Origin of the sequence: Rhizobacter sp. OV335 (genome assembly GCF_900142965.1) — a bacterium.
Lineage (GTDB): Bacteria > Pseudomonadota > Gammaproteobacteria > Burkholderiales > Burkholderiaceae_C > Rhizobacter.
In genome coordinates this window covers 96,328-110,924 of sequence record NZ_FRCQ01000017.1, presented here as the reverse complement: position 1 = coordinate 110,924, position 14,597 = coordinate 96,328, and the positions used below count along the sequence as shown (strand labels likewise).

10 protein-coding genes and 2 tRNA genes are annotated in these 14,597 nt (G+C 65.0%); 6 read left to right on the top strand and 6 right to left on the bottom strand.

The window, feature by feature from the left end; genetic code table 11:
• Nucleotides 1–22 precede the first annotated feature (22 nt).
• Nucleotides 23–844: a bestrophin-like domain gene (locus tag BUE42_RS18260; RefSeq protein WP_073466677.1), complete on the top strand. Its 822-nt coding sequence runs from the start codon at nt 23–25 to the stop codon at nt 842–844.
• A 16-nt stretch (nt 845–860) separates the two neighbouring features.
• On the opposite strand, the gene BUE42_RS18255 is transcribed toward BUE42_RS18260, so the two are convergent.
• A complete protein-coding gene (locus tag BUE42_RS18255; RefSeq protein ID WP_143171586.1) occupies nt 861–1,841 on the bottom strand; it encodes a hypothetical protein in 981 nt (326 codons plus the stop codon).
• Between the two features lie 17 nt (nt 1,842–1,858).
• The gene (locus BUE42_RS32320) at nt 1,859–2,809 is read right to left on the bottom strand and encodes a hypothetical protein (RefSeq protein ID WP_143171585.1); all 951 of its coding nucleotides are present in this window, start codon (nt 2,807–2,809) and stop codon (nt 1,859–1,861) included.
• A gap of 454 nt (nt 2,810–3,263) precedes the next feature.
• Between BUE42_RS32320 and BUE42_RS31685 the strand changes: the two genes are divergently transcribed.
• Nucleotides 3,264–3,932: a transposase gene (locus BUE42_RS31685; protein ID WP_083614247.1), complete on the top strand. Its 669-nt coding sequence runs from the start codon at nt 3,264–3,266 to the stop codon at nt 3,930–3,932.
• A gap of 22 nt (nt 3,933–3,954) precedes the next feature.
• On the opposite strand, the gene BUE42_RS32315 is transcribed toward BUE42_RS31685, so the two are convergent.
• From BUE42_RS32315 to hrpA, 4 genes are all read right to left on the bottom strand, one after another.
• The gene (locus BUE42_RS32315) at nt 3,955–4,626 is read right to left on the bottom strand and encodes an AAA family ATPase (protein ID WP_255376870.1); all 672 of its coding nucleotides are present in this window, start codon (nt 4,624–4,626) and stop codon (nt 3,955–3,957) included.
• Nucleotides 4,627–5,110: 484 nt separating this feature from the next.
• A tRNA-Arg gene (locus BUE42_RS18240) sits at nt 5,111–5,187 on the bottom strand.
• 41 nt (nt 5,188–5,228) lie between these two features.
• Nucleotides 5,229–5,305: transfer RNA gene (locus tag BUE42_RS18235), tRNA-Pro, on the bottom strand.
• Between the two features lie 100 nt (nt 5,306–5,405).
• Nucleotides 5,406–9,356 carry an ATP-dependent RNA helicase HrpA gene (gene hrpA / locus BUE42_RS18230; protein WP_083614245.1) on the bottom strand — a complete coding sequence of 1,317 codons (3,951 nt, stop codon included), beginning with the start codon at nt 9,354–9,356 and terminating at the stop codon, nt 5,406–5,408.
• On the opposite strand from hrpA, the gene argA reads away from it, so the two are divergent.
• The 4 genes from argA (at nt 9,355) to BUE42_RS18210 (ending at nt 14,589) form a co-directional block, all read left to right on the top strand.
• Nucleotides 9,355–10,695: an amino-acid N-acetyltransferase gene (gene argA, locus BUE42_RS18225; RefSeq protein ID WP_073466675.1), complete on the top strand. Its 1,341-nt coding sequence runs from the start codon at nt 9,355–9,357 to the stop codon at nt 10,693–10,695. The genes hrpA and argA overlap by 2 nt on opposite strands.
• Nucleotides 10,696–10,746: 51 nt before the next feature.
• Nucleotides 10,747–11,019, top strand: a complete 273-nt coding sequence (locus BUE42_RS18220) for an oxidative damage protection protein (protein WP_056809621.1) — start codon at nt 10,747–10,749, stop codon at nt 11,017–11,019.
• 104 nt (nt 11,020–11,123) lie between these two features.
• Nucleotides 11,124–11,441 (top strand): H-NS histone family protein, encoded by a 318-nt coding sequence (locus BUE42_RS18215; RefSeq protein ID WP_073466674.1) that lies wholly within the window; start codon nt 11,124–11,126, stop codon nt 11,439–11,441.
• Between the two features lie 118 nt (nt 11,442–11,559).
• On the top strand, nt 11,560–14,589 hold the full coding sequence (locus BUE42_RS18210) for a bifunctional diguanylate cyclase/phosphodiesterase (protein WP_073466673.1): 3,030 nt from the start codon (nt 11,560–11,562) through the stop codon (nt 14,587–14,589).
• Nucleotides 14,590–14,597 lie beyond the last annotated feature (8 nt).

Sequence of the window (14,597 nt, the reverse complement as noted above, 5' to 3'; positions counted from 1 at the left end):
GGCGCGAGGCTATCGTGGCGGCATGCCACTGGCCCTCTACGACCTTCCGAACTGGCTCTTCGGCCTCTTGATCAGCGGCGGCTGGATCCTGATCGGGTTGGGTGGCTACCTCGCCTTCCAGCGCCTTTGCCGCGTCACCTTCGCCGAGGCCGAGCGCAACCTCGCGATCGCACTGCTCGGCGTGATCGCGACGATCAACTCGCTGCTGCTCGCGTTCTCGGCGATCTCGGTGTGGGAGTCGTTCGGCTCGGCCGAGAAGGCGGTGCGAAACGAGGCTGTCGTGATGACCGCGCTGGCGCGCGACCTGGCGGTCTACGACACCGCGCAGTCGCGCCAAGCCCGCGACCTGCTGCGGACATACGCCGGTGTCGTGGTCGACCAGGAATGGGCCGCGATGCGCAAGGGCGAATTCCCGGAACAGGCGCGCGACCTCCTCGATGACATGTTTCGCGTGATCGGCCGGATCGACCCGGTGGGGCCGCGCGAAGCCGCCTTGATGCCGGAGATCTGGGCCCGGACCAACGAACTGATCAGGGCCCGCCGGGAACGCACCCAGGCCAGCGAGGCGCAGGTGCCCGCCACGTTGTGGAGCGTGGTCGTGCTGGCGACGATGCTGACCCTGCTGACGACCTACGTGCTGCCGCGCTCGGCGTTCAACCTCAGCGCGGTGGCCTTGCTCTCGGGCGTGTTCGGGCTGGTGTTCTTCTTCATCGCCGCGATGGACCGGCCGTTCGCCGGCTCGGAGAGCATCGGCCCCGAGCCGATCCAGCGGACGATGCAGACGATGGCGCGGTGGTCGGCGCAGGCGCAAGGTTTGCCGTCGGCCCAGGCTGCAACGAAGTAGCCGCGCAGGCGAATATCTACGTCAACTTCGACAGCTCGTCTGCGATGGCGTCCTGGTCCCAATCATATCGATCGCCTTGATCCTCCATTGCAGAATCCAATCTGCCGATGATTCCTTCTATCACGGCTGGATTCTCCTGCAGACTCTTCAATTTACCCAGATCCTCCATTTTTCCTCCAACCGACTTGATGAATGCAGCAATGGTTTTGTAGTCTTTGTGCTGGTCGTCCGTCAGAACACTCCTCAATTTATCATTCATGCGGAGCCTGAAGAATTCTCCCCTGGGAATCTTCACTCCTTCACCAAGGTCATGCTCCTCAAGCGAATCTGCATTTGACCTGTACATCTTGATGCTTTGATACAACTCGATGTAGGGAACGGCGTGCAAATGCCATTCATGTGCAAACGTCACAAGCTGCTCTTCCAGTGAACGAGGGGTAGGCACGGCTTCCTCGTTCTGCATGCCGACCAGCGGACTTCCAAAAACTTCAATGGTCAACCACATCGCCTTCATCGAATTCATCTTCTTGTCGTGCTTTTCCTGACCCAGATGTTTGATCGGCACAAATTCTTCATCATCGGTTTCGATCATCCCCAGGGTCGCCCCGAACTTGTTCTTCATGTTCGGATTGTTGTCGGATGCCTTGATCGTGATATTCAGATCCTCATCTCTCTCCACCAGTTTGAAGAGATCCATGCGTGAAGAGAATTTCTTCAGGAAAGCATACCAACCGTTCGCGAGACTGCTCTCGAAAGAAAACTTTCCCTGAATTGGAGCATTCAGCCTCGTCGCGAAGTTGTCGGCCATCAACTGGAATTTGGAAGTCCGTCTGGCCTGCGGGCTGTTGTTGACGATCTCTTGCATTCTTCTTTGCGCAACACCTCCTGGTGTATCAAAGGAGCTGGGGGCGGCTTCGGCGCCCCTGCGACCTCGGGAGGGAGAATCGTCACTCGATCGAGTTCCATCCACCTGTGGTTTATCTGCCGGTGCATGCATGCTCGCGACCTTCGAATTTAATATTCACCTGGGTATGCGCTGATTATTTTGCAACGCCCATATGCACGCTCGACCTGCACCCAAATTATGACCCCTTTGGTTGGAGCACCTGTTTTCCCCCCGACCCCTACGACGCTCGGCAGTTGCCCCCACAGGCGACGATTATTCTGACCGAAATGATGCGGCTTGATATACCCCTTGTTTGCCTCGAAGATTGCATCCACGTACGCCTTGAGTATTTCCTTGTCATCCGTCGCCCACTTGGATTTACCTTTCTTGTCCGATCCCAGAGCATGACCTTCGAAGATATGCTTCCAATAATATCCACCAATTGTCGGAGCCCATGCTTTGGAGCCACCACTGACGCCTGGCTCAGCCTTTTTCTCATCCTCGCCCAAGGATTTCGGTGGGGACTCACCCATCATCGATGGCTCATCCACAAGGCCGCTTTCAGCGGCAACTGATGCCTCCGCTTTGTAATCCTCCGCGACAATGGCATCCAGCAGGCCCACGGAAATACTCTCCAGCAGCGCTTGATATTTCTCCCTCTCGGCCACCGTGTCACCTGCCGGCTTCTCACTCATTTCGGTGACTTTCGCATACAGCGCCTCCAACTCTGCGAGAGTCAGCTGCTGGGTGTCAATATATTGGGCAGCAAACACATTCTGCAATTGCGCCGGAACATCTATCCGCGCCAGCTGCGCAATTCCACTCCCTGGAATTTCTTGCCGCCCCTGCCAACCGGTCTTCTGCAAGACATATCTGTCCGCCATGGCCTGGAAGCTCGCACTCCGAGCGGCACCTCGGCTGCTCATTGCAATTTTTTGCAGCACGTCGGACTCACGCGTCCTTTGACTGCCATTCACGAAGTCTTTCAACTGCCGTTGAGAAATATTCTCGAGTGTGCCATCTCGAGAAATCGAATTGAAGTCATCTCCAACGCGAGGTCTTGAAGCGACATCTGCCACGGTTTTCCTCCCGGAGTCTCTTGAGTCGTCATGGCAAACAGTCATTGCACTCCCTTCATCGCGCGCACCAGCAAGCGACAGGCATCTGGGCACGGCCCATAGGTGTAGAAGAGCGCGCGGCACCCGTCCATCAGCGGCGCACTGATTTCTCGCCGCGTTCCTGCACCTGTGCAGCTTGGGCACACGTTCTTCCAAGTCCGGCAGCTCAGACTTGGCGCATCGTGAAATCAGCATTTCGCCGATAGCGGCACACGCAATTCACTCCCGTTGCGGTGGCGCGTCGCCAGAGCGTGGCCGTGAATCGACTGCTCCACCCGCGTTGCAGCGGCTCGAATCAGGCCCAGTCCGACGGCGGACGACCTGGCAGGCTGTTGAAATTCCCCGGGGAACTGCCGGTTCGCGAAGAGGCTGATGCTGGTACGGTTGAGTCGACGCAACGACGTGGGTGAGACCGATGCGCGGATCAGATGGAATGCAGGAAGGCTTGTTCACGCTGGCCAAGCTCGACGACTTCGTGCCGGCAGACCATCCGCTGCGAGCCATTCACGGGGTGGTCAACGAGGCGCTGACGGGCTTGAACGGGCTGTTCAATGCCATCTGCGCCGAGACAGGGCGAGCATCGATTGCACCCGAGAAGCTGCTGCGGGCAATGCTGATCCAGGTGTTCTTCTCCGTTCGCAACGAGCGGCAACTGATGGAGCAGGTTCGCTACAACCTGCTGTTTCGTTGGTTCATCGGGTCGGCAGCATTGACGATGCTCGACACCGTCCCCGGAGCGCACCGCAAGACGGTCGCGGCCGACAAGGGTTACGACACGCGAGACTTCATCGCCGGTTGCCGCAAGCGCGGCATGACGCCGCACGTGGCGAGCCACACGACTCGTAGGGGCGGTAGCGCCGTCGATGGCCGAACGGCTCGTCACGCCGGCTACGCCGCCAGCCACATCGTGCGCAAGCGCATCGAAGAGCACTTCGGCTGGGCAAAGACGGTCGGGCGGCTACGACAGACGATGTACCGCGGACTCCAGCGTGTCGACCAGCAGCGACGCGTGACGCGCGTGCTCCAGACCTCATCAGTAGAGATCGACAGCCAAGCCTTCGTCAATTCGGCTCGAATCGCGTGATCAGGACAATCGATCAACGTCCTCAACGTCGAATTTCAACAGCCTGCCAAGGCTCACCGCGGAACACGTTTCGTTGAAGGAACTCAGACACCTGATCAAAGATTGCCAAATCATTGGACTTGTTTCGAAGCTCTGTTGACGCCAGCACGCGTCGAACTGCTTCCACGTTACCAGAGACCGAGGACATGGGCAGCCAATGAACGAGCGCCGGTGCCAATGATTGAAGCACCTGGAAATAAACGCGCTGGGGCTCGATGAACTGGAGATGAAGGTCGAAGTTTCTACGCTTCCGGGTTGCGTCGCCTGCTTTACGAGAGCGCAGCTCTTTGACAGAGCATTCGAGAACGAAGTATGCGTCGGGGAACGCGAGCGTTCCGCATGCCATCAACGGCCGGTAGAACGCAACGAGCTCGGACAACGACTGGTGATTGGTGAAACCGTATGCCCAACCGTACCAGAGCGCCTGCAGGACATCACCGTCCAGAACGGCTAGCGAAGCGCCGGATGCAGAGCGACACGCACGCTCCCAACGTTCTTGCTGCCGTTCAAGGTACCAGTGCGGATCTGGATCGCTGGGTCTCGAGAAGAGCAGGTTCACTTCTGGAACGGCGACAGCCTCGACCATGGTAGCCAGAGCTTGCACGAGACTGCTCTTGCCAGCAGCACTCGGCCCTTCGAGACAGATCGTGAGCAATCAATGAGCCCTAACGTTTGACATGAGGGGCGGCCGACAGCTGGCGAAGCCAGATGTTGGACGTCCCCTAGATGGACGGGTTAGGCGGCATTCTGGATGAAGCGCAATGCGCCTCTGAAAACCACATGCCATTCGCTCGACGGCGACGGAGCAACCAGCGGATGCCAGAAGAAGCGGAACGAGTGGCCACCGTCGTCTGGCGCATGATGAACCCACGACTCAGGAAGCGCTTGATTCGATGTGCACTCGACGAACACCCAGACGTGCCCTTCGCGCAGGGATCGAAGACCTGAACATCCACGACCTGCGTGGTCGTGCAGAGGTGCCAAGGACTTGCTCGGCCACCGCTCGATCAAGATGACCGAGCACTACGTCGACGGCAAGTCTGAGCGCCGGGTGAAGTCGGGCCGGCGCCGCTAGAAGTTAGACAGATGCCGAATAGTTAGACACCTGCCGCACCCAAGCGACGCTAAGTCATTGATTTTGGTCTGCCCGGAGGGACTCGAACCCCCGACCTGCTGCTTAGAAGGCAGCTGCTCTATCCAGTTGAGCTACGGGCAGCGAGGGAACAGGCTGAGGGCCTGACGAAGGAAGAGAGTTGATGGTCGGGGTGAGATGATTCGAACATCCGACCCACTGGTCCCAAACCAGTTGCGCTACCAGGCTGCGCTACACCCCGAACCGGCGCATTGTAACCAGCGCTCGCAGCGTTCCGGGCCGCTCGCGCACCGGAACAGATCGACTTCGCATCGAATTCCGTCCGGCTTTCGCTGCATCCATCACACCGTCAGCGCCCCCAGCGCCTTCTCCAGCCGCTTCACGCTGACCGGCTGCGGCGTGCGCAATTCCTGCGCAAACAGGCTGATTCGCAACTCCTCCAGCAGCCAGCGGAACTCCTCCAGCCGCGCGTCGTGCACGCCCTTGCGATCGGCCACCATCCGCAGGTAGCGCTGCTCCAGCGGGCGCAGCTCCGCCAGGCGCTGGCCGTCGCGGACCGGGTCGGCGCGCAGCTTGTCCAGGCGCATCGTCACGCCCTTCAGGTAGCGCGGCAGGTGCGCCAGCTGCGCCCACGGCGTCGCCAGCACGAAGCGCTTGGGCATCAGGCGCGCCAGCTGCGCCTGCACGTCGTCGCCCACCTCCTTCGGCGCCCGCGCATCCTTCAGCTTGCGCTGCGCCGCGGCAAACTCGGTCAGCACCACGATCACGCTGCGCGCGATCTCGTTGGCGATCAGCGTCAGGCGCCCTCGCCCTTCGTCGATGCGGCGCCGGAAGGCCTGCGGATCGGCCGGCAACGGGTCGGCCAGGAACGCGCGGTCGAGCGCCAGGTCGATGATCTGCTCGCGCAGCTCCTCGGCCGTGCCCAGCGGCATGTACAGCACCGCCATCTTCTGCAGGTCCGGGATGTTCTTCTCGAGGTACTTCAGCGCGTCGCGGATCTGCAACGCCACCAGCCGGCGCAAGCCGGCCCGGTGCTTGTGCGCCGCCACGTCGGGTTCGTCGAACACCTCGATCTGCACATGGCTGCCGCGGTCGATCAGCGCCGGGAACCCCACCAGCACCTGGTTGCCGCGCTTCACCTCCATCAGTTCGGGCAGCTCGCCGAAGGTCCAGTCGGTGTAGGCGGGATCGGGAACGTCGGCCACCGGTGCACTCGCGCGGCCCGGTGCCGTCTTGACGACGATCGTGTTCGCAGCAGACGCCGCTCCGGCCGCAACCGCAGGTGCCGCCGGCGCCACCGCCACCGCCGGCCGCAACACCGCCAGCGCCTGGAACGCCGAACGCGCCTGCACGCCCAGCTCGGCCTTCAGGCTCGCGAGGTTGCGGCCCTGCCCCAGCTGCCGGCCGTTCTCGTCGACGACGCGGAAGTTCATGAACAGGTGCGGCGACAGCTGCTCCAGCTTGAAATCCGCCCGCTTCACGTCGAGCTGCGTCTTGTCGCGCACCGCCTTCAGCAGCACGTCGACCAGGCTGCCCGCGCCGAAACCATGCGCCTCCTGCACCTGGTCGATGAAGCCCTGCGCATAGTCCGGCAGCGGCACCAGCCGCGAGCGCGGGCGCTGGTGCAAGGTCTTCAGCAGCGCCAGCACCTTGTCCTTCAGCATGCCGGGCACCAGCCATTCGCAGCGCTCGTCGTTGACCTGGTTCAGCGCATAGATCGGCACGGTGACGGTCACGCCGTCCTTCGGGTCGCCCGGATCGTGCAGGTAGGTCGCGATGCAGTCGACGCCCCCCATGCGCAGCGTCTTCGGGAACGACGCGGTCGTGATGCCGGCCGCCTCGTGCCGCATCAATTCCTCGCGCGTCAGGAACAGCAGCTTCGGCTGGCGCTGGCTCTCCTCGCGGTACCAGCGCTCCAGGCTGTGCCCGCTGCACACGTCGGCCGGCAACTGCTGGTCGTAGAAGGCATGGATCAGCTCGTCATCGACCAGCACGTCCTGCCGGCGCGACTTGTGCTCCAGCTCCTCGACCTGCGCGATCAGCTTGCGGTTGGCGGCCAGGAACGGCAGCCGCGTCTCCCACTCGCCGTTCACCAGCGCCTCGCGGATGAAGATCTCGCGCGCCGCCGGCGCATCCACGCGCCCGAAGTTGACGCGCCGGTTGCTGTAGATCACCAGGCCGTACAGCGTCGCCCGCTCGAGCGCGACCACCTCGGCCGCCTTCTTCTCCCAGTGCGGCTCCAGCAGCTGGGTCTTGATCAGGTGACCGGCGATGCCCGGCAGCCATTGCGGCTCGATGTTGGCGATGCCGCGGCCGAACAGGCGCGTGGTCTCGACCAGCTCGGCGGCGACGATCCAGCGCCCCGGCTTCTTGCCAAGGTGCGAACCCGGGTGCTTGTAGAACTTGATGCCGCGCGCCCCGAGGTACCAGTCGTCCTCGTCGCTCTTCAGCCCGATGTTGCCGAGCAAACCGGCCAGCATCGCCAGGTGCAGCTGGTCGTAGGTGGCAGGCAGCGTGTTCAGCCGCCAGCCGTGCTCGGCCACCACGGTGTGCAGCTGCGAATGGATGTCGCGCCATTCGCGCACGCGGCGCGGCGAGACGAAGTTGTCGCGCAGCAGCTGCTCCTGCTTGCGGTGCGAGAGCTTGTGCTCCTTGCTGCCGCCGCGGGCGTCTTCGAGCCACTTCCAGAGCTTCAGCGTGCCGACGAACTCCGAGCGGTCGTCGTCGAACTTCTTGTGCGCCGCGTCGGCCGCCTGCTGGTGCTCCATCGGCCGGTCGCGCGCGTCCTGCACGCTCAGCGACGACGCGATCACCAGCACCTCGGCCAGCGATTCGCGGTTGCGCGCCTCCAGGATCATGCGGCCCACACGCGGGTCCAGCGGCAGCTTGGACAGCTCGCGCCCGGTCGGCGTCAGCTCGTTCTGCTCGTCGACGGCGCCCAGCTCGTGCAGCAGCTGGTAGCCGTCGGCGATCGCGCGGCGCGGCGGCGGCTCGAGGAACGGAAAGTCTTCCACCAGCCCGAGCCCGAGCGACATCATGCGCAGGATCACGCCGGCCAGCGACGAGCGCAGGATCTCCGGGTCGGTGAAGCGCGGCCGCTCGCTGTAGTCCTTCTCGTCGTAGAGCCGGATGCAGATGCCGTTGCTGACGCGCCCGCAGCGGCCGGCTCGCTGGTTGGCCGCCGCCTGGCTGACCGGCTCGATCTGCAGCTGCTCGACCTTGTTGCGGTAGCTGTAGCGCTTGACGCGCGCGGTGCCGGCATCGATCACGTACTGGATGCCCGGCACCGTCAGCGAGGTCTCGGCGACGTTGGTGGCCAGCACGATGCGGCGCGCGCTGTGCGGCTCGAACACGGCATCCTGCTCCTGCTGGCTCAGCCGCGCGAACAGCGGCACCACCTCGACACCCGGCGGATGGTGCTTGCGCAAATGCTCGGCCGCCTCGCGGATCTCGCGCTCGCCGGGCAGGAAGACCAGCACGTCGCCAGCACCCTCGCGCCACAGCTCGTCGACGCCATCGCCGATCGCATCGTTCAGACCGTATTCGCGCGACTCCTCGAAGGGCCGCCAGCGCTGCTCGACCGGGAACAGCCGCCCCGACACCTGGATCACCGGCGCAGGCCCGTTCCGCGACGCGAAGTGCTGCGCAAAACGGTCGGCATCGATGGTGGCCGACGTGACGATGACCTTCAGGTCAGGCCGGCGCGGCAGGATCTGCCGCAGGTAGCCGAGCAGGAAGTCGATGTTCAGGCTGCGCTCGTGGGCCTCGTCGATGATCAGCGTGTCGTAGGCTTTCAGCAGCGGATCGGTCTGGGTCTCGGCCAACAGGATGCCGTCGGTCATCAGCTTGACGCTCGCGCCGGCTGACAGGCGATCCTGGAAGCGCACCTTGAAGCCGACATGCTCGCCGAGCGGCGTGTTCAGCTCCTGCGCGATGCGCTTGGCGACGCTGGACGCGGCAATGCGCCGCGGCTGCGTGTGCCCGATCAGGCCCCTGCCGCCGGCGCCCCTGCCGCGGCCGAGCGTCAGCGCGATCTTCGGCAGCTGCGTGGTCTTGCCGGAGCCGGTCTCGCCGCAGACGATCACGACCTGGTTTGCCTCGATGGCCTGCGCGATCTCGTCGCGCCGCGACGACACCGGCAGCGATTCGGGAAAGGTGATCGGTGGGATCGGGTTGGCAACAACAGGTTTGGCCACCGGCGATGGGCCGCGGCGCGGGGCAGAGGTCACTCGAAGCCTTCGTGCAAAATCGTCGATTATTTCAAACTGCGGCCCATCGTGCGGCCACGCCATGAACCTCGTCTTCCCCCACACCTTCGTGCCGTGGTTCCGTTCGGTGGCGCCGCACATCCATGCGCACCGCGGCAAGACCTTCGTCGTGGCCATCGCCGGCGAGCTGATCGCCGCCGGCAAGCTGTCGGCCTTCGCGCAAGACCTCGCGATCCTGCACGCAATGGGCATCAAGCTGGTGCTGGTGCACGGTTTTCGCCCCCAGGTCGAGGAGCAGCTGCGCGCCAAGGGCCACACCTCGCGCTTCAGCCACGGCATGCGCGTGACCGACCCGCTCGCGCTCGACTGCGCCCAGGAAGCCGCCGGCCAGCTGCGCTACGAGATCGAGGCCGCGTTCTCGCAGGGCCTGCCGAACACGCCGATGGCGCACAGCCAGATCCGCGTCGTCTCGGGCAATTTCATCACCGCACGCCCGGTCGGCATCGTCGACGGCATCGATTTCCAGCACACCGGCCTGGTGCGCAAGATCGATGCAAGCGGCATCCGCAAGCTGGTCGAGATCGGCGCGCTCGCGATGCTGTCGCCGTTCGGCTTCTCGCCCACCGGAGAGGCCTTCAACCTCAGCATGGAAGACGTGGCCGCCAGCACCGCCAGCGAGCTGCAGGCCGACAAGCTGATCTACGTGACCGAGGTGCGCGGCATCCCGCTCGACCCGCTGGATCCCGACAGCGAGATCGACCAGGAGCTCGGGCTGGCCGACGCGCGCAAGCTGCTCGCCGGCCTGCCCAACCCGATGCAGCCGACCGACACCGCGTTCTACCTGCAGCACGCGGTGAAGGCCTGCGAAGACGGCGTCGAGCGGGTGCACATCGTGCCGTTCTCGGTCGACGGTTCGGTGCTGATGGAATTGTTCACCCATGACGGCGTCGGCACGATGATCGTCGACGAGAAACTCGAAAGCCTGCGCGAAGCCAGCGCCGACGACATCGGCGGCATCCTGCAATTGATCGAACCGTTCGAGAAGGACGGAACCCTGGTCAAACGCGACCGGACCGAAATCGAACGCGATATCGACCATTACACCGTCATCGAACACGACGGCGTTATCTTCGGTTGCGCCGCGCTGTATCCGTACCCCGAAGCGCATACCGCCGAAATGGCCGCGCTGACGGTGTCCCCGAATGTGCAAGGGCAAGGCGATGGCGAGAAAATACTCAAGCGCATCGAACAGCGTGCCCGTGGCGCCGGGTTCGACAGCATTTTCGTGCTGACCACCCGCACGATGCATTGGTTCATCAAGCGCGGCTTCAAGCAGGTCGATCCCGACTGGCTGCCCGAGGCCCGCAAGCGCAAATACAACTGGGATCGGCGTTCCCAGGTCCTGGTCAAGAAGCTGGCCTGAATCGCCAGTTTCGTTTCACAACATCACAAACAGATCGATTGGAGTTACCTCATGGCTCGAATGGTGCAATGCGTCTACCTGAAGAAGGAGGCCGAAGGCCTGGATTTCGCGCCTTACCCCGGCGAACTCGGCAAGCGCATTTACAACGAGGTCAGCAAGGAGGCCTGGGCCGCCTGGATGAAGCACCAGACCATGCTGGTCAACGAGAACCGGCTGAACCTGGCCGACCAGCGTGCCCGCCAGTACCTGGCCCGGCAAATGGAGCGATTCTTCTTCGGCGAAGGCGCCGAGCAACCCGCGGGATACGTTCCGCCGACGCCCTGAAACCGGGAGTTTCGCGGCCGACAGTTTCCGCTTGGCTTGCCGGGGTTTCCTGAATTAGAATCCCGGCGCCGGCACATATAGCCGGGTTCAACAGGAAACCATCGATGACCACGTTGCAGGATTTGCTCGCCAAGAAGGCTGCCCTCGAGCAGGAAATCGAAGCCACGCAAAAGCGTGAACGCCAGGATGCGATTGCCAAAGTCAAGTCGCTGATGAACGAATACGGTCTGTCGGCCTCCGACCTGACCGGCAAGAGCGGCGCCAAGTCGGGTGGCAAAGCCGGCGCCAGCAAAGGCGGGAAAGTCGCGGCCAAGTTCCGCAACAACGCCACCGGCGAAACCTGGAGCGGTCGCGGCCTGCAACCCAAATGGCTGAAGGCGGCCGTCGCGGCCGGCAAGAAACTCGAAGACTTCGCGCTCTGAGTTTCCGAAATCCGTATCGATTCCATCGACTGACCGATACCCCGCATCTGCAGGGTATCGGCCGGTGTCTGGCGGAGGCGCCGCGGGGTACATTCAAAAGCTTCCTCGCGACGCCCACGTGCCCGTTTCCCGCCTGCCCACCCTGCCCGTCATCCTGCTGCCGTCCAAACGCCTGAGCGTCTGGGCCCTGCAGGCCGTGCTGGCGTCGCTGGCATGTCTGGCCCTCGGCCGCTGGGGGCTGTCGAATCCCCTCCTGAATCTTGAGAGTCTCGCGGCGCCGCTGCCCTGGTTGCCCGGCGGCGTGATGCTGGCCGCCCTGCTGCGCTGGGGCTCCGGCATGGCCCCCGGGTTGTGGCTGGCCGGGTGCATCGTGCTGCTCGGTGCCGACCTGTTGCCCTGGCAAGCGGCCGCCCTGTCGGCCGGCACGGTCGGCGGCGCATGGTTGTCGGCGCTGCTGCTGCGCCGCCTCGGCTTCATCGGCAACATCGACGGCTGGCGCGATGCCGGGTTGATGATCGGTCTCGGCCTGCTGCTGCCCACCGTGGTCGCGGTGGCCAATGCCCTCGTCTGCCTGACGGTCGACGGCCCGCTCGATCGACAGGCGTGGCTGCACCCGGCCACCCTCACCGCGGCACGCGACGCGCTGGCCTCGGCGCTGCTCGCGCTGCCACTGCTCGCGTTGTCGCGCGGTGCGCTGCAGCGGGCCTGTGCGCAATGGCGCTGGCTCGCCACCGCTGCGCTGAGCGCTGCCGCGCTGGCCGCGGCCTGGGGCTTCGCCCGCCACGGCAACATCCAGTCGATGCTCGCACTGGCCAGTGTCCCGCACCTGCTGCTCGGTGGCCTGGCCGCGCGCCGCGGGCTGCTGCCGGCCTCGGCCACCATCTTGCTGATTGCTGCAGGCCTCGCAGCCTGGGCCGCCAAGGGCCTGGTCGCGTCGGGCGCAGGGCCGCTGGCCGATGTGGCCACGCTGTCCGCCTGGCTGGCCACGGTGTGCGCCACGCCGCTGCTCGCCTGTGCCGTGGTCGGCCGCACCGCGACCAACGAGACGCGCTGGCAGCTGGCCCTCGATGCGGCCGGCGTCGGCACGCTGCAATGGGACCTGCGCAGCGGCCACATCAGCTACTCGCGCCGCTGGCTGCGCATGCTCGGCTACGGCAGCGTCGAGTTCGGCCACCGCATCGACGGCTTGCTGGCCCGCACCCATCCGTCCGACAGCGCCCGCCTGCTGAATGCCCTGCAACCGCGCAGCCGCGGCACCACGCCGGCCGGCGAGGCCGATGCGTTCGAGTTCCGGCTGCAGACCAAGGACGGCCGCTGGCTGTGGCTCGAAGGCCATGCCCGCGCCGTAGAACGGCAGCGCGACGGCGAGCCGCTGCGCGTGATCGCCACCGCGATCGACATCACCGACCGCCATGCCACCGAGGAGCGGCAGAACGTGACGGCGCGGCTGTTCGAGTACCTGCACGAGGGGCTGATCATCACCGACGCGGCGTGCCGGGTGCTCGACGTCAACCCGGCCTTCACGAAGATCACCGGCTTCTCGCGCGAGGAGATGCTCGGCGCGGTGCCGGCCCTGCTGCGCCCCGCCAGCGACGGCGAGCCCGGTGCCGCGCAACGCGCCAGCATGGCCGCCGCGCTCGCATCGACCGGCTCGTGGCGCGGCGAGATCATCGACCGGCGGCGCGACGGCGAACTCTGCGCGCTGCAGGTGACGATCTCCGCGATCCCCGGCCCCGACGCCGAACTGCGCCACCACGTGCTGGTGCTGTCCGACACCACGCAGGCCCGGCTGCACCGCGAACAGCTCGAGCGCCAGGCGCATTTCGACGAGCTGACGCGGCTGCCGAACCGCGCCCGGCTCGCGCAGATGCTGCGCGACGCCATCCGCGCGAGCGAGCGCGACGGCTACCTGCTGGTGGTCTGCTACCTCGACCTCGACAACTTCAAGCCGGTCAACGACACGCATGGCCACGAGGCCGGCGACCGGTTGCTGGTCGAGCTGGCGCAGCGGCTGCGCAACGCCCTCGGGCGCTGGGACCACTGGACCGACGAGGTCGCGCGCCTCGGCGGCGATGAATTCGTGCTGCTGCTGCGCGCCGCCACCCTCGAAGATGCGCAGGCCACCGTCGAGCGCGTGCTGCGCCAGGTCTCGCTGCCGTACAACCTCGGCATGGGCATCGGGCCGGTGATCGTCACGGCCAGCCTGGGTGCCACCGTCTACCCGGTCGACCGGGCCGATGCCGAGACGCTGCTGCGCCACGCCGACCATGCGATGTACGGCGCCAAGCAGGCCGGGCGCAACGGTTCGCTGTTCTTCGACACCGAGCTGAACCGCCGCACCGAAGAGCGCTTCGAGGCGCTCAGCCGCGTGCAGACCGCGCTCGATGCGCAGGAGTTCTGCCTCTACTACCAGCCCAAGGTCGACCTGCGCAACGGCACCGTGATGGGCGTCGAGGCGCTGCTGCGCTGGAAGCATCCGCAGCACGGCGTGATCGCGCCGGCGCACTTCCTGCCGCTGATCGAGCACACCGGTCTCAGCGCGAGCGTCGGCGACTGGGTGCTGCAGCAAGGCATCGAGCAGCTCGCCCAGTGGCAGCGCCAGGGGCTCGACCTCACGGTCAGCATCAACGTCTCGGCGCGCCACCTGCAGGAGCCGCTGTTCGCGCAGCGCCTGGCCGGGCTGCTGTCGCGCTACAACTCGCCGGTGGCGCAGCGGCTGGTGATCGAGGTGCTGGAAACCGCGGCGCTCGCCGACGTGGACTACACCGTGCAGCTGATGCAGGAGTGCCGCAAGCTCGGCGTGCGTTTCGCGCTCGACGATTTCGGCACCGGCTACTCCACCCTGACCTACCTGAAGCGCCTGCCGCTCGACCTGCTGAAGATCGATCGCTCGTTCGTGCAGAACATGCTGCTCGACCCGCAGGACCACGCGATCGTCGCCGGCGTGATCAGCCTGTCGCGCACCTTCGGCTGCACGGTCGTGGCCGAGGGCGTGGAATCGCGGGCCCAGGCGCAGCGCCTGATCGCGATCGGCTGCGACATGGCCCAGGGCAACGGCATCGCGGCCGCCATGCCGTCGAACGAGGTGGTCGACTGGGTGCGGCAGTACCGCGGCGCGATCGCGCCGGAGCGGACCGTCGCGGCCTGACAGCCCTG

What these genes read in the sequence shown, in the direction of transcription:
- BUE42_RS18260 (WP_073466677.1), top strand. Translation starts at nt 23, where the DNA reads ATGCCACTGGCCCTCTACGACCTTCCGAACTGGCTCTTCGGCCTCTTG.
- BUE42_RS18255 (WP_143171586.1), bottom strand. Translation starts at nt 1,841, where the DNA reads ATGCATGCACCGGCAGATAAACCACAGGTGGATGGAACTCGATCGAGT.
- BUE42_RS31685 (WP_083614247.1), top strand. Translation starts at nt 3,264, where the DNA reads ATGCGCGGATCAGATGGAATGCAGGAAGGCTTGTTCACGCTGGCCAAG.
- argA (WP_073466675.1), top strand. Translation starts at nt 9,355, where the DNA reads ATGAACCTCGTCTTCCCCCACACCTTCGTGCCGTGGTTCCGTTCGGTG.
- hrpA (WP_083614245.1), bottom strand. Translation starts at nt 9,356, where the DNA reads ATGGCGTGGCCGCACGATGGGCCGCAGTTTGAAATAATCGACGATTTT.
- BUE42_RS18220 (WP_056809621.1), top strand. Translation starts at nt 10,747, where the DNA reads ATGGCTCGAATGGTGCAATGCGTCTACCTGAAGAAGGAGGCCGAAGGC.
- BUE42_RS18215 (WP_073466674.1), top strand. Translation starts at nt 11,124, where the DNA reads ATGACCACGTTGCAGGATTTGCTCGCCAAGAAGGCTGCCCTCGAGCAG.